Below are 18,499 nucleotides of genomic sequence, written 5' to 3'. Positions count from 1 at the left end.
ATCTTAATGAAAGACGGTGCATGATGAAAAACCAAGTAAAAGTAAAAATCTTTCCTAAGTTTACAAAAGGCTATAAAGAAGGCTATCCCCTCATTCTTAAAGAACGTATGGAAAAATGGCCAAAAGAATTACAAGAAGGCGATGTATTCGAATTAACAGATGCCAATGGCCAATTCATTGCTAGAGGATATCACGGAGAACAAAACAAAGGCAGTGGCTGGCTTTTCACATGGGACAAAAAACAACAACTAGATGAAGACTTTTTAACTGATTTAATTACCGCTGCTATCGAAAAACGTCAATTTCTTTTTGCGGATGACTCTACTACCGCATTTCGAATTTTTAATGGTGAAGGTGATGGACTTGGCGGCTTCACGGTTGATTATTATGATGGTTATCTTGTCATTCAATGGTACAGCCTAGGCATCTACGCTTTCCAAAAAACAATTCTTGATATCTTCCTATCTTTTCCCGAAATCAAAGGAATCTATGAAAAAAGACGTTTTCAAGAAGATACAAAAGATGATTTCGTTGCCGGCCAAAAAGCAACTTTCCCACTTATTATTAAAGAAAACGGTATTAATTACGCCACTTACTTAGATGATGGTTGGATGACCGGCATTTTCCTAGATCAGCGTGATGTGCGGAGACGTATTAGTGAAGATTATTCGGTTTCAAAAAACGTCCTAAACACCTTTTCGTACACTGGAGCATTTTCTGTGGCTGCTTTATTTGGTGGCGCAAGCAAAACGACAAGCGTAGATGTGGCGGGTCGTTCGCTTAGCAAAACAAAAGAGCAAATGGAAGTGAACGGATTAGATCCAAGTGGTCAGTCTATTATCGTTGAAGATGTTTTCCATTATTTCAAATATGCCGCGCGGAAACAATTAACATTTGATTTAGTCGTTGTCGATCCACCAAGCTTTGCACGCACAAAAAAAGTAACTTTCCGTGCAGCAAAAGATTACCCGGCTATGCTTCGTGAAATCATTGACATTACTGCTCCAAACGGTACTATCATTGCTTCAACAAACTACGCAGGATTTGGTATGAAAGCATTTAAAAAATTAATCGCGGAAGCCTTCCAAACGAGCGACCGTACTTATAAAATTGTCGAAACTCATTCCCTGCCTGCCGATTTCACAGTTAATAAAAACTTTCCAGAAGGTAATTATCTAAAAGTACTATTTCTTACTTTGGATATTTAAAAAACCAGCGACCATTAGCGGTCGCTGGTTTTTTATTTATTTTTCACTGGTTGGTTTGGCAAAAAACTTTCAAACCAACTGTATAAGTCGTCCTCTTCTGCTTCGTTAACATTATGTCCAACAAAATAGCTATGCTTTTCGACATTACAACCCATTTTCTCGAAGAATTTAGCAATATCATCTGCTTCAGCAATTTGAACGACAGCATCTTCAATACCGTGGCCGATAAAAATACGCTTATCTTTCAACATTAAATTTGCAGGTCTATCTTCTATATAATACGGCAAACGACCACTTAATAAGGCAGCTGCTTTATATTGACCACCGTAACTTTGCATAATCGATATCGTTAAAACAGCCCCTTGGTCAAATCCCACCAGAAAAACTTGTTCGCGATCAATCGAAACATAGTCATTACAAATTTCATCGATAAATTGCGCAACACGTAAGCTTGCATAATCTACCTCACGCGGATTAGGGTCCCCTTCTGTTACCATATGATAAAAGCCATAAGTAGGGCCATATTCAACGTCTCCACGCATGGAAACAACAACAAAGCGGTCCATTAATAATTCTAGCTGTCCCGCCATATCAAGCTCATCCCCACCGAAACCATGGAGTGCAAAAATCACCGGGAAAGTGTCCTCATCTTTTCTACCAATTGGTTCATAAATATCATACGCAAACATTCTCATCCTATACACCAGCCCTTACTATAACAGTTTTTTTAGTTCTTCTGCCTCTTCATCAGTTAGTGTAATCCCTTTGCCCATTTTCTCGTGATCGTCTGACCAGTCGCGGATATCATATTTCGGTGGGCGTCCGTTCCAGCTCACTTTGTTTAATTCTTTCCGCCAGCCACGTGCATTTTCAGATAATACGCCAATTTCTTCTATAATTTCATATTCAATATTCGCCAAAATAATCCTTATCCTTTCCGGTGCTATATCTACCATACTATCAAATATTTACCCCAAATCACATCGAAACAATCGCAAATTCAAAAAAAGCATCCTTCCTACTAGAATTTTTGATTTGATTGCGTTACGATTGAGTAGGAATAAAGGGTTGGAGGTGCTTAGTTATGTCGACGGAAACAACAGATTATTTGCTAGAAACGTGCTTAATGGCAGGCAAAATAATGATGGAAAGTGGCGCGGAAATGTATCGCGTAGAAGATACAATGAACCGCATCGCAACCATCGCTAGTAATAAAAAAGGGATTAGTTTCGTGACGCCGACTGGGCTTTTTATGTCGCTTGAAGGAGAACGTAATGTGCAGTTACAGCAAATTCCGACAAGAACAATTAATTTAGAAAAAGTATCCATGGTCAATGAATTTTCTAGGGATTTCGCGGAAAAGAGAATTTCCTTGCAAGAATTACATACAAAGCTTGTTAATTTAGATAAAGATGTGCGCTATTTTCCTATTTGGTTGCAGATTATCGCGGCATCGCTTGTTAGTGGATCGTTGATGGTTATTTTTGGTGGGGGTTGGTTTGATTTTATTCCGACTTGTATCATTGGTGCTATTGGTTTTATCATTTTTTATTATACGCAGATTTTTATGAAGGTGAAGTTTCTAGCTGAATTTTTAGCTTCGTTAACGGTTGGACTTTTAGCTGTTTTGACGATTTCGATCGGTTGGGGGATTAATTTGGACACGATGATTATCGGTGGCGTGATGCCCCTTGTTCCCGGGGTGCCGATTACGAATGCGGTTCGGGATTTGCTTGCTGGGCATTTGCTTAGTGGAATGGCACGCGGAACGGAAGCGCTACTTACTTCTTGTGCAATAGGAATTGGAATCGCGGTTGTTTTCCGCTTTTTCTTATAAAGGAGGCGCTATGATGGATTTAGTTTGGACAATTATTATTCAATTAGTGCTGAGTTATGTTGCGACTGTGACGTTTGCGATTATTACAAATGTGCCAAAAAGAGCGCTGAATGCTTGTGGTATTACAGGGACATTTGGTTGGATGGCTTACTGGACTTTAATGCAAATGGATTCTGGGACAGGAGCATCTTCCCTAGCCGGAGCTTTTGTGGTCGCTGTGCTGAGTCACTTTTTTGCGAAACATAAAAAAATGCCGATTACGATATTTAATGTTCCGGGAATTGTGCCACTCGTTCCCGGGGGACTTGCTTACCAAGCTGTACGGAATTTTGTGTTAGGTGATTATACGGAAGCGATTGGTTTTTCCGTTCAAGTTACAGTGGTTGCTGGCGCTATAGCAGCAGGATTAATGCTCTCGGAAGTATTCAATCATAGTATTAGGGCATTTCGTGGACGGAAAGAACGTATTTAAAAAAGCAATCTCTAGGCGAGATTGCTTTTTTATTATCGAATAATTTGATTTACTTATGGCTCAGGAAACATAACCCCATAAACAAGTATTTGATACGTAACCACCACATCTTCGCTAGTCAGTATTCCTTCGCGATTGGCTGGTATACTTTGGTAGTTTTCCCATCTCTCAATCCCAGTACTACTGAAATCGGCATTTTGCGAAATAACGTAGGGGATTTGTTTCCCTTGATCATCCAGTATATTAAAGGTCATTCTTTCTGGTAACGAATACGTTTCTCCTTCTTTAGCTGGAATAACAATATCAGGCACTGCTTCACCTTGATTATAAATTTGTTGATTGTAATTTAGTCTCATATGATATTGGTCTAAATTAGGATAAACAGGCACTAAACCGCCGTTTTTATAAGTTGTTAAATCCGTTAAAACAAATGGATTTCCATTGCTATCAACAAATTTAATTGTTATTTTAACATCTTGTGCTTCTTTCGTATAGATATACATTACTTCTGTAGCTTGATTAGTGAAAGTACCATTTGCATTGTTTGGCAGTTTCGTTGTATCCAATGTATATCCATCAATTTGTAATTTGTATTTATCTGTTGAAGCATCATATGGTTCGCCAATATTACCGCTAATTGTTTGTGGAGTATGGATTTGTTTTCCATCTTGGTCGAAGTATTGAACCATTACGGTAGCTAAAGGCACTTTTTGATAAACATAAGTAACAACTTGTGCTTTTTCAGTAAAAGTTCCTGTTGTATTCCCGTTCACTTCTTTTAATTGGTATCCCTCAATATTTTTCGATGCAGTCTGATATGGTTGGCCAATGTCGCCTTCGAGTGTTTCACTAGTCGCCAGTGAATTTCCTTGTTCATCCTGATAGTTTACAGTTACAGTCCCTTTTTCAACTACGGGCGGTGTATTATTTTTACTTGTGTGTATATATCCTACATACGTATAGCCTTCCATTGATTCGGGATGTTTCGTTTCTTTCGTTCCTTTTGCAACTCTTTGAGATTCTTGGGTTTTTAAGTTACTATTTTCTGTTGCTTGAACAATCGATCCGACTAACAAACTACTACCGCCAAGGACAACAAGAAATACTAGCAACTGTTTGGCGTGTCTTTTTTTGAGTGTAAGAAGTCCAATACCACTTCCGAATAAAATAAACCCTAGAATGATTAAATAACTATTTGGGCCAACATCTCCCGCTTTTAATAGTGTCCCATTTTGATTTTTATTATTGTCAGAAGTATTATCTGTATTTGTAGTTGGTTCTGATGTGTTTTTTTGATACACAAAGGAATAATTTTCATAATCATTTGTAAGTGTCTCGTTTGGATTTCCTTTGATAATACTATTTTTTTGCGTTGCTGTTAATGTGCTGATATCAATGTAATTGTACGTAACATTGCTCGTATCAGTTTCAGCACCATTCACCGGTGGATTTTCAAAAAGAAAACCTGTGAAAAATAATATTACTGCGAATACGCAAAGAAAGTATTTTTTCCTCATAGTACTATCCCTCCTCATATAACTAATTTCTCATTCTAACTGCTCACGCTCCTATCAAAAGGAGTACTAAACTTGCACTTAATTGAGCTCAACAATTATATATTAGGCAAAAAACATTATCAATGAGGCGAAATGTGTCTATTTTGTGAATAAAAATGATGTCTTTAAACTATTTAAATAATCTTATACTAGGAGTAATATTATTTCTTTCCACAGTTCCGTATAGCCTAAACGGTAGAACTATATTTAAAATTTGTGCGTAATTGGGCTAAATATTATATAAGAATCCTAAATTATTATCAAGCGTGTAAATATGTCTATTTTGTGAACAATCCCATTCTTTTGTATAGAATTGAACCTAAACTGCTTAGATATTCAATAAAGACGCTAGACAAAATGATTGCTCACTTTGTCTAGCGTCTTTTCAACGTCTAGCAATATTAACGGTAGTAAACACGAATTTATCATAACGGTGGCGCGATCTGGAAAATTCAAACGCGAGACCATTGTTTAAATAAACGGTTTGTTCTACTTCGACAACGGGGTCATCCGAAGCGCAGTCAAGATATTGCTGATCAAGCTGTGTCGCTTTATCCGCGCGAATTTGTTTGTATGAACTAGCAATTTTCAGGTTCAAATCGTCTTGTATATAAGAGTAAATCGATCCTTCTAAAATTTGCTGGTTAATGCCTGGGATAACCCCAACTGGCATATACGTGTGTTCTAGCACATATGGTTCATCTTTCACTAGCCGAACACGAAGAATATCATAGATTGGTGTTTCCATCTCGATATGAAGACGCTCGGCAATTTCTTCAGTTGGAAAGATGACTTTAAACTCGATTACTTTGCTAATAACTTTTTTTCCGTTCAAAAGTTTAGTGAAGCCATTTACCTCTTGGTTATGAATCTGCAAGCGGTCCGCGTCCAGCGCCGATTTGATAATGAAAGTACCATGTCCACGTTTCCGGTATAGTAAGCCTTCAAGTACGAGTACCTCAAGCGCTTTTTTCATTGTCATTCGACTACAATCAAACTCTTTCGCCAAAGTTATCTCATCAGGAATAGGTTGATTTAGCGGATAGGCGTGATTCATAATTCTTTTGCGGATTTCTTCAGCAATAAAGCTATATTTCGTCTGGTTCTGAGCCACGGAAGTTCACCTCTTTACACATAATAGTTTTATTTTATCACATTTAGTCTTCAAAACCATTGTTTTCTGAAAGTTCTTTGTACCAATGGCCGGATGCTTTCACGGTACGTTTGAAGTCATTGTCCAAATCAACTTCCACTAAGCCGTAACGATTTTTGTACGCATTCGCCCAGCTCCAGCAATCCATGAACGTCCAAAGGTGGTAACCATGGCAGTTAGCGCCTTCTTCAATTGCTTTATGAAGCCATTTCAAGTGACTCTTAATGAAATCGATTCGGTACGTATCTTCAATCATTCCATCTGCATTACGATAGCGACTTTCGCCTTCCACACCCATACCATTTTCGGAAATAAAGAACGGAATATTATCGTAGTTGTCGCGCAGATTAATCGCAATATCATAAATCGCTCTTTCGAAAATTTCCCAGCCACGATACGGATTCATTTTACGGTAAGGCATTTCATAATTATCAAAAAGATGTTCTGGCATAAATGGCGCATCCGGATGAGCTGCGTATTCTTTCGCTTTCACACGGCGCGGTTGGTAGTAGTTCACACCAAGAATATCAATAATGTTGTTTTTAATTATCGCTAAATCCTCTTCTGTATATTCTGGAAGCGCGTCATGCTCGCGGATAATTTCTACAAGATCAGCCGGGAACTCCCCTTTTGTAACAGGATCAAGGAAACTACGGTTGAAAATTAGATCCGCAATATGAGCCGCTTTCAAATCAGCTGGATTTTGGCTTCTTGGATACGACGGCGTTAAGTTTAAAATAATACCAATTTGGCCTTCTGGAATTTCAAGGGCATGGAATTCTTTCACAGCAAGCGCATGTGCCAAAGTAGTATGATAAGCTACCTGTGTCGCGCGTTTAAAATCAACGACATTCGGATAGTGCATATCGTATAAATAGCCTGCTTCAACTGGAACAATTGGTTCATTAAAAGTAAACCAATGTTTCACACGATCACCGAATAATTCAAAACAAGTTTTTGCAAAAGTTGCATATGCGTCCACTACTTCACGGCTTTCAAAACCGCCTTTTTCTTGCATCGACATTGGCATATCAAAATGATATAAATTCATAAATGGTTCCACGTCATTTGCAAGCATTTCATCAATAACGCGATTGTAAAAATCAACCGCTTTTGGATTCACTTCGCCAATACCATCAGGAATAAGACGTGACCACTGAATCGAGGTACGGAAAGAATTATGCCCTGTTTGTTTCATTAAAGCGATATCTTCTTTATATTGATAGTAAAAATTAGATGTATTCGTAGGACCAACATCATTAAAGAAACGACCTGGTTCGATTTTGTACCAGTGATCCCAAATACTTGGTTTTCTGCCGTCTACATCTGCTGCACCTTCTGTTTGTGGGCCGGATGCCGCACTTCCCCACCAAAAATTCTCTGGAAATTTATAAGTCATTTTTTTACCTCCAACTATTATTTGTTTTTATTATACCTTATTTATTTAAAAGTATAAACTTATTTATCCAAAAGTTTGTTTTTAATTTTTATTTTTTACACGTATTGCCAAAAATCGGCTAATCCGCTACAATAATAGAGTCGTATAAGTTCGGTAATATGGACCGTTCGTTTCTACCAGGCAACCGTAAAATGCCAGGCTACGAGCTATTGTAAAATTTAATAGGGATTTTTTTGCTATTTTTATTTATTATTCCCTTTTTTACCTAGGCTCTTTCCGTTATGTGCGACAACATAAATAGGGAGGCTTTTTTTAATGGATAAATTTTTCAAACTACGCGAGAACAAAACGACTGTTCGGACAGAAATACTCGCGGGGCTTACGACTTTCTTGTCGATGGCTTATGTACTTTTCGTCAATCCATCCATGCTTGCAACAACCGGAATGGAATTAAAAGCAGTTTTCGTGGCAACGATTCTTGCTTCTGTTGTTGGATCGCTTGCAATGGGACTTATTGCTAATTACCCAATCGGACTTGCTCCGGGGATGGGATTAAATGCGTTCTTTGCTTATACGGTTTGTGCGCAGTGGGGAATTCCTTGGCAAACCGCGCTAGCTGGCGTACTTGTTTCAGGTTTAGTGTTCATCTGTTTAACACTTTCTGGAATTCGGGAAAAAATTGTAAATGCGATTCCAACTGAACTAAAATTTGCTGTTGGAGCCGGAATTGGCTTTTTCATCGCCTTTTTAGGATTAAAAAATGCTGGCATTATCGTGCCAAATGAATCTACTATTCTAGCACTTGGTGACTTGCATTCAGGTCCAGTTTTACTAGCTGTTTTCGGAATTGTTATTACCGTGGCTTACATGACAATTGGTTGGAAAGGCGCGATTTTCTTCGGGATGGCAACGACTGCTATTGCTGGAATGTTATTTGGTTTAATTGACGTGCCTACACAAGTTGTGTCATCTGTACCAAGTATTGCGCCAACTTTTGGTCAAGCTATTATCCATTTGCCGGATATTTTCACACCGCAAATGTTGATTGTTATTTTGACATTTTTCTTCATTGATTTCTTTGATACCGCTGGGACGCTTGTTGCTGTTGCGACACAAGCCGGCTTTATAAAAGATGATAAAATCCCGCGTGCCGGTCGTTCGCTTTTCTCTGACTCGATTGCAACTGTTTTTGGTGCGATTTTCGGGACATCGACAACTACTTCTTATGTAGAATCTACTGCCGGGGTTGCGGTTGGTGGTCGGACTGGTTTAACTGCCGTTGTTATCGCCATCTGTTTCTCGCTGTCACTATTCTTCTCGCCGCTTCTTGGTGTAATTACAAGTGCGGTTACGACACCAGCGCTTGTTATCGTTGGGATTTTAATGATTGGAAATGTGGCTCATATTGATTGGACAAAATTCGAAGTAGCCGTTCCGTCCTTTTTCGTTATTTTAATGATGGTTCTTACTTTCTCTATTGCAACAGGTATCGCGATTGGCTTCATTTTCTACCCAATCACAATGGTACTTAAAGGTCGTTATAAAGAAGTTCATCCAATTATGTATGTGATGATGGTGCTGTTTATACTGTACTTTATGTTTGTCGTTTAGGCAGCAAAAAAACCGGGGATTCCGCATCCTCGGTTTTTCTTTTAATCGTAATATACTATCATGTAGTTTTTGCCTTTTTCCTCGTCATATCCTTGCACAAAATCGGTTTCTTCGAGCTGTTCTAAATCCTTCACGACAACCGAAATATTTTTGCCAAGTTTAATCGTTTTGCGAATTTTTTTCGATAATTTTTCGCGTTTTTCTTCATCTAATTGGAACGTTTCTGGAAAACGGACATTATTTTCGCGTTCGAACGTATCGACCATTGTGTTAAATTCGGTAATTTCTTCCGGTTTTTCAATTGTCGTACGCGCAAATTCAGCAATATTCAACGTCTCTTCCCCTGCCAAATATTCGGTCGTCGCTTTCACAAAATTAGATTTATCTAGCAGCGACTCCTCACGTTGCTTAATATAATCTGTGCAAACCTCCACAAAACCTTCCGTATAAAACTTCTCATCCGTAATTTTATCAATACTTAAAAACTTGTCTTTCCAATAAACAGAGTCACCACGGTTAAGCCGGTCTAAAATCAACACTTTATTCCCCGTGTCATGATCCACATTAAAAATCAAACAACCTTTATCCAAATCTGTCCCAGTAATCCCTTTATCATAGCCAATTTGGAATTCTCTACCGTTAAAATCATTTTTCAGAAAAACTTCTTTGTTTTCGACTTTAAAAATTCCAATGCCGTTCGTGAAATCACCATCAACGACGCAACCTTCAATAAAGAAAATCCAGACGTCGCCACTTTTAATATTCGGGTGGGTCGTTTCGCTATATAAATGCTCTAAAATTTTCTTCGATTCATCCAGAAACTCTTCTTCCGCTATAAACATATTCGCAGCAAAAGTTCGTACTTCATTAAAATCCAAATCGGTTTCGTGGCTAAATTGGTAATATTCATCTTTCGTAAATGGTTCTAAGAAAATAGAAGATAATGTTTGGTTCATTTCTGAGCCGATATCCGCAAGCACATTCGTTGAGACTTCGGTTCCTTCTTCTCTCGCTTTATTTCCAGCAAAGTGGACTACGAGCTTTGTAATTTTTGCGTAAGAAAAATCTGGCATTCTTGTATCATCCTAACTTTTATAAAATAGATATTTCCTGTATACTAAATTTATTATGAACAAATGGAGGTTACGTAATGATTCCCGCTGATTTTGAAGATCGCGTGTATACGGTCGTGCGCCAAATCCCGCGTGGTAAAGTGACGACTTATGGCCAAATCGCTTATATGATTGGCTTTCCTAAGAACGCTAGACTCGTTGGTGCTACGCTAAAACATTCGAAGCGTGACCAAATTACGCCGTGTCATCGTGTCGTAAATGCAGCTGGTCGGCTTGTCCCAGGTTGGGAAGAACAACGCGAACTGCTTTTACTTGAAGGAGTGACGTTTAAAGAGAACGGACATGTCAAAATGAAAGCTCACTTTTGGCAATAAGTACTATATCCGCGCCCAATATCTTGAACGCCATGCGAGTCCGATCCATACACCAATGGAATCTGTAACTCTCTAGCTAACGTCACAATTTCTTTTGGCGGATAGGTTTCCCCGCAAAGTGGCTTAAATAGGCCCGCCGTATTAAAATCAAGCTCATAATCCCGCTTCTTCACTAAAGCAAGTACTTCCTGAAATTCTGCGATTACTTCCTCAGAAAAATCGTGCCCATTTGCTCCAAAAAACTGCTGAAACTTCTGACACAATGAAATATGTCCAATTCTCCGAGGCTTAAATGAACCCAAATCTGCTTCAATCGAACGCTTCACACCTTCTAAATAAGTGAGTTGTGCCTGTTCAAACCCACCATAAAATTGCACAATTCCTTCATTATAATCTTCTGCAGAAAAATCAATTGAACGAAAACCGCCGTGCCCCTCTAAAAAATGCAGCGACAACACGCCATCATCCATTTCTGGCCCATATTCATTCAAAAAATCGCGCGTGAAATCCTCATAGCCAATCAAATAATCCACTTCAAACCCGATATGTATTAACAAATCACTCGCATATTTTTTCTTCATCTGATTCATTTTCTTAAAATAATAAGGTAAATCACTCATTGCCATGCTCGCCGTCGTTACTGCTTCCTCGTCCCCAGCAATATTTTTCATAAAGTCACTCGAAAGCGGCGCGTGCTCAACGATAGAATACTCATCAAAATCCAGTTCAATCGCTTTTAAAATCATTTCCTCCACATCATCATGTGTACCATGTGGACAAAATTCTGTATGCGTATGCCCGTCTCTTTTCATATTCAACCCTCTTTCAAAATTCTTTTCCCTCAGCGTGCTAAATGGTACACTAATTATACCATAAGCCACTATTTTTCTATTCATTATTTACAAAAATACTTTAACGTGCTAATATGCTAATAAACTAAAATATCGTAAAGGAGCTATCCAGATGAACTTAAATAAGAACTTGCCGACCGGAACACGCGATAAACTTTTTCGCGAAGCACGAGCCGCCTACAAAATTGAGCAACAAGTGAATCATTATTTTGAAAAACGTGGATTTAAGCGAATTGAAACACCTGTTATCGAATTTGAAGATGTCTTTTCATCTGAACATCAAGCCGACGCCAAGTTATACCGTTTCTTTGATGAAAAAGGACGCTTGACGGTTCTTCGGCCAGATATGACCTTGCCAATCGGTCGAGTTGTTAGTACAACTGGTGTCACGCTCCCGCTCAAACTTTCTTACAGTGGAAAAATCTTTCGAGCAAATGAGGATTTTGGTGGCGAACAAAACGAACAAATCCAAGCCGGAATTGAAATCATTGGGTATCCTTCCATCAAAGCGGAGATTGAATGTATTTTAAGTGGCATTGGCGTTTTAAATACACTAGAAATTCCGAATTTTCAAATTGAACTTGGCCATGCCGCAATTTATAGGCGCGTTATTCATCTTTTAAACCTTCGCGAAACAGCCGAAATTGATTTCCGCCTCCTGATTCAAAATAAAAGCCTCACTGGCATTCAACAGTTTGTTGCTGATAATCCAAGCACGCTGGACGATTTCATTCTCGCATTACCACGATTATTTGGCCCAGCGACAGCGATTTTACAACAAGCGAAAAACTTAACTACAGATAAAGGAATTTTAACCGCACTGACCGAAATGGAAACTATTGTAGAGGCTGTTTCTTACGCTGCCGATATTAGTGTCGACTTAGGACTCGTGCAAGATTTTCATTATTATACAGGTATTATTTTTAGAGGATATGCCGACCTTGCTGCCGATAATTTTTTAAGTGGCGGTCGTTACGATCACTTACTAGAACAATTCACAAGCTCCCCCTCTCCAGCAGTTGGTTTGGCCCTCAACCTCGACTCCCTCACAACACTCCAAAACCGCGCTGGCATCATCAAGAAACAACCTCCAACAACACTTTTAATCCACTACGACCTAGACGCACTCCAACAAGCCGAAAAACTCATGCAAGAAACACCAAATAGCGAACTAAGCTTTTTTGAAGCACCTACAAACGCTATCTCTTTTGCGCAAAAATGGCACATCCCTACTGTCGTTCACGTTTCCAGCCAAGGAAGCCAAACCATTTTTCAAAAGGAGGCGGAACAATGAAAGCTTTAAAAATTGCCTTAACGAAAGGTAGATTGGAGAAAGATGCCGTTGTCCTTTTGGAAAAAGCAGGGATTGATTGTTCTTCGATGACTGAAAAAAAGCGCAAATTGATTTTCCATAGCAGCACCCAGCCGATTTCGTTTATTTTAGTAAAAGCGGTTGATGTCATGACTTACGTGAAACACGGGGTCGCGGATATCGGTATCGTTGGGAAAGACGTGCTGATGGAAGCCTCGAAATCACATTACGAAATGCTCGATCTTGAAATCGGCAAATGCCAGTTCTGTCTTGCTTCCACGCCCGAATTTGACCCGAGCAGCTATCGTCGAAAAATCATCGCCACCAAATATCCGGCAGTAGCTTCCAAATTTTTCCGTGAAAAAGGCGAAGACGTGGAAATTATCAAAATCGAAGGCTCCGTCGAAATTGCCCCTGTACTCGGTCTCGCTGACGCCATCATTGATATCGTCGAAACCGGCTCCACTTTAAAAGAAAACGGCTTACTTATTTACGAAAAAATGTATCCCATCTCAGCCCGCCTGATTGTCAACAAAGCTTCCTTAAAACAAAATAAAACGCAAATTTTCCATTTAATCGATCAATTAGAACAAGCGATAAAGGAGGAGCGTACCCAATGAAAATTGTAACCGGAACAACAGCAGCCATATTAAACGAACTCAAAGCAAATACCACAACGACAACCTCCCACCAAGTCGAAACTGCTGTAAAAGCAATTATCGAAAAAGTAAAAACAGCTGGCGACCAAGCCTTACTCGACTATACTTCCCAGTTCGACGGTGTGAAACTAACCGAACTTCGCGTCCCAAATGCCGACATCCAAGCAGCCACAGCCAAAGTCGACCCCGCCTTCCTAGATGCCCTTCGCCAAGCAAAAGGAAATATTGAAAGTTTTCACAACAAACAAAAACAACACGCTTTCCTTGATAGTGAAAAAGATGGCGTCATTCGCGGTCAATTGATTCGCCCGTTAGAAACCGTTGGCGTATACGTTCCCGGCGGCACGGCAGCTTATCCATCATCCGTTTTAATGAATGTCCTACCTGCTAAAATAGCTGGTGTTAAACGTATTGTGATGATTACACCCCCTGGCGAAAATGGCATCAATCCTCACGTTTTAGCAGCTGCACAACTTGCTGGCGTGGACGAAATTTACCAAGTTGGTGGTGCGCACGGCATCGCGGCCCTAGCTTACGGAACCGAATCCATTCCGAAAGTAGACAAAATCGTCGGCCCGGGAAATGTCTATGTCGCAACCGCTAAACGAGAAGTTTTCGGCTTAGTTGATATCGATATGATTGCTGGTCCTTCTGAAATCGTTGTGCTCGCAGATGAAACCGCAAATCCTGCTTTCATCGCTGCTGACTTACTCTCCCAAGCAGAGCACGATACATTAGCCCGTGCTATTTTAATCACCACAAGCGAAAAAACCGCCCAACTCACCAAAACTGAAATTGTGAAACAACTCGAAAAGCTACCGCGAAAAGCCATCGCCAAAGAATCCATTGAGACGCAAGGCAAAATTATTATCGTAACCAACACAAAAGAAATGTTTGATATCATGAACGAAATCGCTCCAGAGCATCTAGAAGTCCAACTAGAAAATCCAATGAATTATTTGCATCACATTAAAAACGCTGGCTCCATTTTCCTAGGAAGCTATGCCTCTGAACCACTTGGCGATTATTTTGCTGGACCAAACCATGTTCTTCCAACAAGCGGCACCGCCAAATTCTTCTCCCCACTTGGCGTAGAAGATTTCACGAAACGTTCCGCTTTTATTTCTTATACAAAAGAAGCACTTGCTAAAGAAAAAGACGCCATCATCCTCCTTGCTAATAAAGAAGGTCTTTATGCCCACGCCAAAGCCATTCAAATCCGTTTTGAGGAGGAAAATTAAATGAGAACTGCAACAAAAAAAAGAGTTACCGCTGAAACTTCCATTGAGCTTTCCATTAATCTGGATGCCCAAACAGAATCCACTATTTCCACTGGAGTCGGATTTCTAGATCATATGCTCACCTTGTTCGCTAAACATAGCCGCATCACTTTAAATGTAAATGCAATTGGCGATACATACATCGATGCGCATCATACGGTTGAAGACATCGGCATTACACTCGGGCATTGTCTAAAAGAAGCGCTCGGCGATAAAGCTGGCATTAACCGTTACGGCTCTGCTTATGTACCAATGGACGAATCACTTGGATTTTGTGCACTTGATTTAAGCGGTCGTTCCTATCTTGTATTTGACGCCGAACTAACGAACCCAAAACTAGGCGATTTTGACACAGAATTAGTAGAAGAATTTTTCCAAGCAGTCGCCTTCAACAGTGAAATGAACCTCCACTTGCGCGTTCTTTACGGCAAAAATACCCACCATAAAATCGAAGCACTTTTTAAAGCATTTGGTCGTGCTCTCCGCGAAGCAATCACGATTAACCCTGAAATCCAAGGCGTAAATTCGACTAAAGGGGTTCTGTAAATGATTGTTATTATTGACTACGACACAGGAAATACGAAGAGTATCAGCAAAGCACTGGATTTTATTGGACTAGAAAACAAAATTTCTAGTAATCAAGCAGATATCAAACAAGCAGACGGCGTTATTTTACCCGGAGTTGGCGCCTACCCAGAAGCGATGCAAGAACTCACTCGGCGCAGACTTGATGGGACGCTAAAAGAAATCGCAGCCACTGGTAAACCAATTCTCGGTGTTTGTCTTGGTATGCAGCTTTTGCTTGAATCGAGCAGCGAGCATATTTTCACAAAAGGACTCGGCCTCATTCCCGGTCATGTCGAAAAACTGCCTGACAAGCCCGAATTTGCCGTTCCGCACATGGGCTGGAATCAACTAGAAATCAAGCGCACAACTCCACTCACGAACCAAATTGCTGGCGAATACGTTTACTATGTCCATTCCTATTACGCCAACTGTCCAGCGGAGTATATTATCGCAACAAGCGGCTATTCCGTCGAAGTTCCCGGCATGATAAATAACGGCAATATCTACGGCGCCCAGTTCCACCCAGAAAAAAGCGGCCAAATCGGACTAGAAATTTTAAAAGGGTTTAAGGAGGTCATCGAATCATGCAAATCTTCCCAGCAATAGACTTAAAAAACGGACAATGCGTCCGGCTTTTCCAAGGTGACTTTTCCAAACAAACCGTCGTGAATGAAGACCCAATTGCTCAAGCAAAAGCCTTTGCCTCAAACGGCGCCACCTATTTGCACATTGTTGACCTAGACGGCGCACTGGAAGGACGTCCAGTCAACCTCGAAATCATCAAAAAAATGCAAACAGCTGCCAAAATCCCCGTCCAAGTTGGCGGTGGAATTCGTAGCATGGCACAAGTAGATTATTATCTCGAATCCGGCATCAACCGAGTTATCATCGGTTCAGCCGCACTAACAAATCCAGATTTCCTCCGGGCTGCCGTCCAAAAATACGGTTCAAAAATAGCTGCCGGAATCGACGCCAAAAATGGCTTTGTCGCAACAAGCGGATGGCTCGATGTCAGCCAAGTTAGCTATTTAGATTTAGCCAAACGAATGGAAGAAATGGATGTCGAAACCATCATTTACACCGATATTAGCCGTGATGGCACGCTAACAGGACCTAATTTAGAACAAATGGCTGCATTGCAAAAACATGTCAGCATTAATTTAGTTGCATCAGGTGGCGTGAGTAGCCGCGCTGATTTAGAAGCTCTTGCCAAACTTGGATTATACGGAGCAATTGCTGGAAAAGCCCTTTATAATGGTAATATTTCAATGTCGGATGTTGTCGAGGTGGAGCAACATGCTTACTAAACGAATCATCCCCTGCCTAGATGTCACAGCTGGTCGCGTCGTCAAAGGGGTTAATTTTGTTTCCCTCACCGATGTTGGCGATCCCGTTGAAATTGCCAAAGCATATAACGAAGCTGGCGCCGATGAGCTCGTTTTCCTTGATATCACCGCAACTATCGAACTGCGCCAAACAATGATAAATGTCGTCGAAAGAACCGCCGAGCAAGTTTTCATCCCGCTCACAGTTGGCGGCGGCATAAGTAGCGTCGCTGATATGAAAGAGCTGCTCCAAGCTGGCGCCGATAAGATTTCCCTCAATTCCGCTGCGATAAAACGACCCGAACTCATCCAAGAAGGCGCCGCAAAATTTGGCAATCAATGTATCGTCGTCGCCATTGACGCCAAATGGACAGGTACAAATTGGAGCGTCTTCACGCGCGGTGGCCGAAACGATACCGGACTTGATGCCATTGAATGGGCCAAAAATGCTGTTCAACTTGGCGCCGGTGAAATACTCTTAACCAGCATGGACGGCGACGGTACCAAAAACGGCTACGATATCCCACTCACAAAAGCAATTGCTGAAGCCGTTTCCGTTCCCGTCATCGCTTCAGGTGGATGTGGTAATGCTTCCCACATGGTTGAAGTGTTCAAACAAACAAACGCAACCGCCGCTCTCGCAGCCAGCATTTTCCATTACGGCGAACTGAGCATCAAAAACGTCAAAACCACTTTACTCGAAAAAGGAGTGAACATCCGCCCATGATTTCCGTCGATTTTTCCAAAGGACTTGTCCCAACCATTATCCTAGACGACCAAAATGGCGAAGTGCTCATGCTCGCCTATATGAATGAAGAAAGTTATCAAAAAACACTCGAAACTGGCTACACGTGGTTCTTTTCGCGCTCTAGAAATGAACTTTGGAACAAAGGCGCAACAAGCGGCCACACCCAAAAAGTAAAACAAATCTGGACCGATTGCGATAATGACACCCTGCTCATCCGCGTCACCCAAATCGGCCCAGCCTGCCACACCGGCAAAAAAAGCTGCTTTTTCAATCTCATAAAGGAGGACTTTTAAATGCTAAATGACCTATATGAAGAAATTAAACTGCGCAAAGAACAGCCAAAAGAAGGCTCCTACACCAACTACCTATTCGAAAAAGGACTCGATAAAATCCTCAAAAAAGTTGGGGAAGAAGCTACCGAAGTCGTCATCGCTGCTAAAAATGATAACCAGGAATTAATCGCCGAAGTTTCAGATTTAACCTATCATGTGCTCGTGCTCTTAGCCGAAAAAAACATTCCATTATCAGCTATCCAAGCCGAGCTCCAAAAGCGCGAAGGAAAACTCAGCACAACTCGTGACCGCAAAGAAATTAGCGATTTATAAAAACATGACATTTTCGTAACCTTAGAGATTATTATTGTAAGAAAAAGCGCATGATTTTTTAAACTTTCTTTTATATACTTGTTTACGTGGAGAGCTTTTATTTTTCCCAAAAGAAAGCAAGTAATGTTAGAGCAATAATTCTAGTATCCGAATTAGTCTTATCCCTTGGCTCGCTTTAACATTATTACTCCCTAATACTCCCTTAACCGCATCCCCCTGGTGCGGTTATTTTTTTCGTGCTTTGCCTGATAATTTCCAACTCGAAATATAAGCAAACGTTCTCATTAACTACATTTTAAAAAATTTCAGAAAAATTGGTTTTTATGCTTGAAAATATTCTCAACAATGTGTAAACTAACAACATAGGTAAGAAAAGTTGACCTACTTGGCGCAGATAAGCCAATATTTTTTCCCTTTATAACATCACATGTATTTGCACTAGGTTTTCTACTTTTCCTTATAGTCAAAA

At 40.4% G+C, this 18,499-nt stretch carries 21 protein-coding genes and 1 riboswitch; of the genes, 14 read left to right on the top strand and 7 right to left on the bottom strand.

Going from position 1 to position 18,499, the window contains the following annotated elements; translation table 11 throughout:
* Positions 1-23: 23 nt before the first annotated feature.
* Positions 24-1,208 (top strand): class I SAM-dependent rRNA methyltransferase, encoded by a 1,185-nt coding sequence (locus tag HCB49_RS01625; protein WP_185604491.1) that lies wholly within the window; start codon positions 24-26, stop codon positions 1,206-1,208.
* Between the two features lie 32 nt (positions 1,209-1,240).
* On the opposite strand, the gene HCB49_RS01620 is transcribed toward HCB49_RS01625, so the two are convergent.
* Both HCB49_RS01620 and HCB49_RS01615 read right to left on the bottom strand, forming a co-directional pair.
* On the bottom strand, positions 1,241-1,897 hold the full coding sequence (locus HCB49_RS01620) for an alpha/beta hydrolase (RefSeq protein ID WP_185600234.1): 657 nt from the start codon (positions 1,895-1,897) through the stop codon (positions 1,241-1,243).
* Positions 1,898-1,921: 24 nt separating this feature from the next.
* The gene (locus HCB49_RS01615) at positions 1,922-2,128 is read right to left on the bottom strand and encodes a YdbC family protein (RefSeq protein WP_008947006.1); all 207 of its coding nucleotides are present in this window, start codon (positions 2,126-2,128) and stop codon (positions 1,922-1,924) included.
* A gap of 164 nt (positions 2,129-2,292) precedes the next feature.
* Here HCB49_RS01615 and HCB49_RS01610 point away from each other — a divergent pair, with 164 nt between their 5' ends.
* Entirely contained in the window at positions 2,293-3,045 is a 753-nt protein-coding gene (locus tag HCB49_RS01610) for a threonine/serine exporter family protein (protein ID WP_185603912.1), read from the top strand.
* Positions 3,046-3,058: 13 nt separating this feature from the next.
* Positions 3,059-3,517, top strand: a complete 459-nt coding sequence (locus HCB49_RS01605) for a threonine/serine exporter family protein (RefSeq protein ID WP_003723383.1) — start codon at positions 3,059-3,061, stop codon at positions 3,515-3,517.
* Between the two features lie 53 nt (positions 3,518-3,570).
* Here the strand turns inward: HCB49_RS01605 and HCB49_RS01600 are convergent, their stop codons facing one another.
* The 3 genes from HCB49_RS01600 to gmuD all read right to left on the bottom strand — a co-directional run bounded on the left by HCB49_RS01600 (position 3,571) and on the right by gmuD (position 7,625).
* Complete coding sequence (locus tag HCB49_RS01600; RefSeq protein WP_185603911.1) at positions 3,571-5,034, bottom strand: MucBP domain-containing protein; 1,464 nt, start codon at positions 5,032-5,034, stop codon at positions 3,571-3,573.
* A gap of 424 nt (positions 5,035-5,458) precedes the next feature.
* The gene (locus HCB49_RS01595) at positions 5,459-6,187 is read right to left on the bottom strand and encodes a GntR family transcriptional regulator (RefSeq protein ID WP_008947003.1); all 729 of its coding nucleotides are present in this window, start codon (positions 6,185-6,187) and stop codon (positions 5,459-5,461) included.
* A gap of 43 nt (positions 6,188-6,230) precedes the next feature.
* Positions 6,231-7,625, bottom strand: coding sequence for a 6-phospho-beta-glucosidase GmuD (gene gmuD, locus HCB49_RS01590; RefSeq protein ID WP_046336136.1), 1,395 nt, complete (start codon positions 7,623-7,625; stop codon positions 6,231-6,233).
* A 120-nt stretch (positions 7,626-7,745) separates the two neighbouring features.
* Positions 7,746-7,847, top strand: a riboswitch (purine riboswitch).
* Between the two features lie 93 nt (positions 7,848-7,940).
* On the opposite strand from gmuD, the gene HCB49_RS01585 reads away from it, so the two are divergent.
* Complete coding sequence (locus HCB49_RS01585; RefSeq protein WP_185529701.1) at positions 7,941-9,236, top strand: NCS2 family permease; 1,296 nt, start codon at positions 7,941-7,943, stop codon at positions 9,234-9,236.
* A gap of 41 nt (positions 9,237-9,277) precedes the next feature.
* On the opposite strand, the gene HCB49_RS01580 is transcribed toward HCB49_RS01585, so the two are convergent.
* Positions 9,278-10,309, bottom strand: coding sequence for a nucleoid-associated protein (locus HCB49_RS01580; protein WP_185603910.1), 1,032 nt, complete (start codon positions 10,307-10,309; stop codon positions 9,278-9,280).
* A 77-nt stretch (positions 10,310-10,386) separates the two neighbouring features.
* On the opposite strand from HCB49_RS01580, the gene HCB49_RS01575 reads away from it, so the two are divergent.
* A complete protein-coding gene (locus HCB49_RS01575) occupies positions 10,387-10,683 on the top strand; it encodes an MGMT family protein (RefSeq protein ID WP_185390719.1) in 297 nt (98 codons plus the stop codon).
* On the opposite strand, the gene hisJ is transcribed toward HCB49_RS01575, so the two are convergent.
* The gene (hisJ, locus tag HCB49_RS01570; RefSeq protein WP_185603909.1) at positions 10,668-11,495 is read right to left on the bottom strand and encodes a histidinol-phosphatase HisJ; all 828 of its coding nucleotides are present in this window, start codon (positions 11,493-11,495) and stop codon (positions 10,668-10,670) included. The two genes, HCB49_RS01575 and hisJ, sit on opposite strands and share 16 nt — an antisense overlap.
* 151 nt (positions 11,496-11,646) lie before the next feature.
* Here hisJ and HCB49_RS01565 point away from each other — a divergent pair, with 151 nt between their 5' ends.
* Genes HCB49_RS01565 through hisE form a run of 9 tightly spaced genes read left to right on the top strand, consistent with a single transcriptional unit; the run spans position 11,647 to position 18,030 of the window.
* Positions 11,647-12,828, top strand: coding sequence for an ATP phosphoribosyltransferase regulatory subunit (locus HCB49_RS01565; RefSeq protein ID WP_185603908.1), 1,182 nt, complete (start codon positions 11,647-11,649; stop codon positions 12,826-12,828).
* Positions 12,825-13,466, top strand: coding sequence for an ATP phosphoribosyltransferase (gene hisG / locus HCB49_RS01560; RefSeq protein ID WP_185603907.1), 642 nt, complete (start codon positions 12,825-12,827; stop codon positions 13,464-13,466). Before HCB49_RS01565 ends, hisG begins: the two co-directional genes overlap by 4 nt.
* Positions 13,463-14,746, top strand: a complete 1,284-nt coding sequence (hisD, locus tag HCB49_RS01555) for a histidinol dehydrogenase (protein WP_185603906.1) — start codon at positions 13,463-13,465, stop codon at positions 14,744-14,746. Before hisG ends, hisD begins: the two co-directional genes overlap by 4 nt.
* Positions 14,747-15,331, top strand: a complete 585-nt coding sequence (gene hisB / locus HCB49_RS01550) for an imidazoleglycerol-phosphate dehydratase HisB (RefSeq protein WP_185603905.1) — start codon at positions 14,747-14,749, stop codon at positions 15,329-15,331.
* Positions 15,332-15,958 (top strand): imidazole glycerol phosphate synthase subunit HisH, encoded by a 627-nt coding sequence (gene hisH, locus HCB49_RS01545; protein ID WP_185603904.1) that lies wholly within the window; start codon positions 15,332-15,334, stop codon positions 15,956-15,958.
* The gene (hisA, locus tag HCB49_RS01540) at positions 15,937-16,659 is read left to right on the top strand and encodes a 1-(5-phosphoribosyl)-5-[(5-phosphoribosylamino)methylideneamino]imidazole-4-carboxamide isomerase (RefSeq protein WP_185603903.1); all 723 of its coding nucleotides are present in this window, start codon (positions 15,937-15,939) and stop codon (positions 16,657-16,659) included. The genes hisH and hisA overlap by 22 nt, the downstream gene beginning before the upstream one ends.
* On the top strand, positions 16,649-17,404 hold the full coding sequence (gene hisF, locus HCB49_RS01535) for an imidazole glycerol phosphate synthase subunit HisF (RefSeq protein WP_185603902.1): 756 nt from the start codon (positions 16,649-16,651) through the stop codon (positions 17,402-17,404). Before hisA ends, hisF begins: the two co-directional genes overlap by 11 nt.
* Positions 17,401-17,718, top strand: a complete 318-nt coding sequence (gene hisI / locus HCB49_RS01530) for a phosphoribosyl-AMP cyclohydrolase (RefSeq protein WP_185403415.1) — start codon at positions 17,401-17,403, stop codon at positions 17,716-17,718. Before hisF ends, hisI begins: the two co-directional genes overlap by 4 nt.
* Positions 17,719-18,030 (top strand): phosphoribosyl-ATP diphosphatase, encoded by a 312-nt coding sequence (gene hisE, locus HCB49_RS01525; protein WP_185603901.1) that lies wholly within the window; start codon positions 17,719-17,721, stop codon positions 18,028-18,030.
* Positions 18,031-18,499 lie beyond the last annotated feature (469 nt).

Origin of the sequence: Listeria cossartiae subsp. cayugensis, from assembly GCF_014229095.1 — a bacterium.
GTDB classification, from domain to species: Bacteria; Bacillota; Bacilli; order Lactobacillales; family Listeriaceae; genus Listeria; species Listeria cayugensis.
Note: the sequence above shows the minus strand (reverse complement) of the source record. Positions and strands in the feature narration are given on the sequence as shown.

What these genes read in the sequence shown, in the direction of transcription:
- HCB49_RS01625 (WP_185604491.1), top strand. Translation starts at nt 24, where the DNA reads ATGAAAAACCAAGTAAAAGTAAAAATCTTTCCTAAGTTTACAAAAGGC.
- HCB49_RS01620 (WP_185600234.1), bottom strand. Translation starts at nt 1,897, where the DNA reads ATGTTTGCGTATGATATTTATGAACCAATTGGTAGAAAAGATGAGGAC.
- HCB49_RS01610 (WP_185603912.1), top strand. Translation starts at nt 2,293, where the DNA reads ATGTCGACGGAAACAACAGATTATTTGCTAGAAACGTGCTTAATGGCA.
- HCB49_RS01605 (WP_003723383.1), top strand. Translation starts at nt 3,059, where the DNA reads ATGGATTTAGTTTGGACAATTATTATTCAATTAGTGCTGAGTTATGTT.
- HCB49_RS01600 (WP_185603911.1), bottom strand. Translation starts at nt 5,034, where the DNA reads ATGAGGAAAAAATACTTTCTTTGCGTATTCGCAGTAATATTATTTTTC.
- gmuD (WP_046336136.1), bottom strand. Translation starts at nt 7,625, where the DNA reads ATGACTTATAAATTTCCAGAGAATTTTTGGTGGGGAAGTGCGGCATCC.
- HCB49_RS01585 (WP_185529701.1), top strand. Translation starts at nt 7,941, where the DNA reads ATGGATAAATTTTTCAAACTACGCGAGAACAAAACGACTGTTCGGACA.
- HCB49_RS01580 (WP_185603910.1), bottom strand. Translation starts at nt 10,309, where the DNA reads ATGCCAGATTTTTCTTACGCAAAAATTACAAAGCTCGTAGTCCACTTT.
- HCB49_RS01575 (WP_185390719.1), top strand. Translation starts at nt 10,387, where the DNA reads ATGATTCCCGCTGATTTTGAAGATCGCGTGTATACGGTCGTGCGCCAA.
- hisJ (WP_185603909.1), bottom strand. Translation starts at nt 11,495, where the DNA reads ATGAAAAGAGACGGGCATACGCATACAGAATTTTGTCCACATGGTACA.
- HCB49_RS01565 (WP_185603908.1), top strand. Translation starts at nt 11,647, where the DNA reads ATGAACTTAAATAAGAACTTGCCGACCGGAACACGCGATAAACTTTTT.
- hisG (WP_185603907.1), top strand. Translation starts at nt 12,825, where the DNA reads ATGAAAGCTTTAAAAATTGCCTTAACGAAAGGTAGATTGGAGAAAGAT.
- hisD (WP_185603906.1), top strand. Translation starts at nt 13,463, where the DNA reads ATGAAAATTGTAACCGGAACAACAGCAGCCATATTAAACGAACTCAAA.
- hisB (WP_185603905.1), top strand. Translation starts at nt 14,747, where the DNA reads ATGAGAACTGCAACAAAAAAAAGAGTTACCGCTGAAACTTCCATTGAG.
- hisH (WP_185603904.1), top strand. Translation starts at nt 15,332, where the DNA reads ATGATTGTTATTATTGACTACGACACAGGAAATACGAAGAGTATCAGC.
- hisA (WP_185603903.1), top strand. Translation starts at nt 15,937, where the DNA reads ATGCAAATCTTCCCAGCAATAGACTTAAAAAACGGACAATGCGTCCGG.
- hisF (WP_185603902.1), top strand. Translation starts at nt 16,649, where the DNA reads ATGCTTACTAAACGAATCATCCCCTGCCTAGATGTCACAGCTGGTCGC.
- hisI (WP_185403415.1), top strand. Translation starts at nt 17,401, where the DNA reads ATGATTTCCGTCGATTTTTCCAAAGGACTTGTCCCAACCATTATCCTA.
- hisE (WP_185603901.1), top strand. Translation starts at nt 17,719, where the DNA reads ATGCTAAATGACCTATATGAAGAAATTAAACTGCGCAAAGAACAGCCA.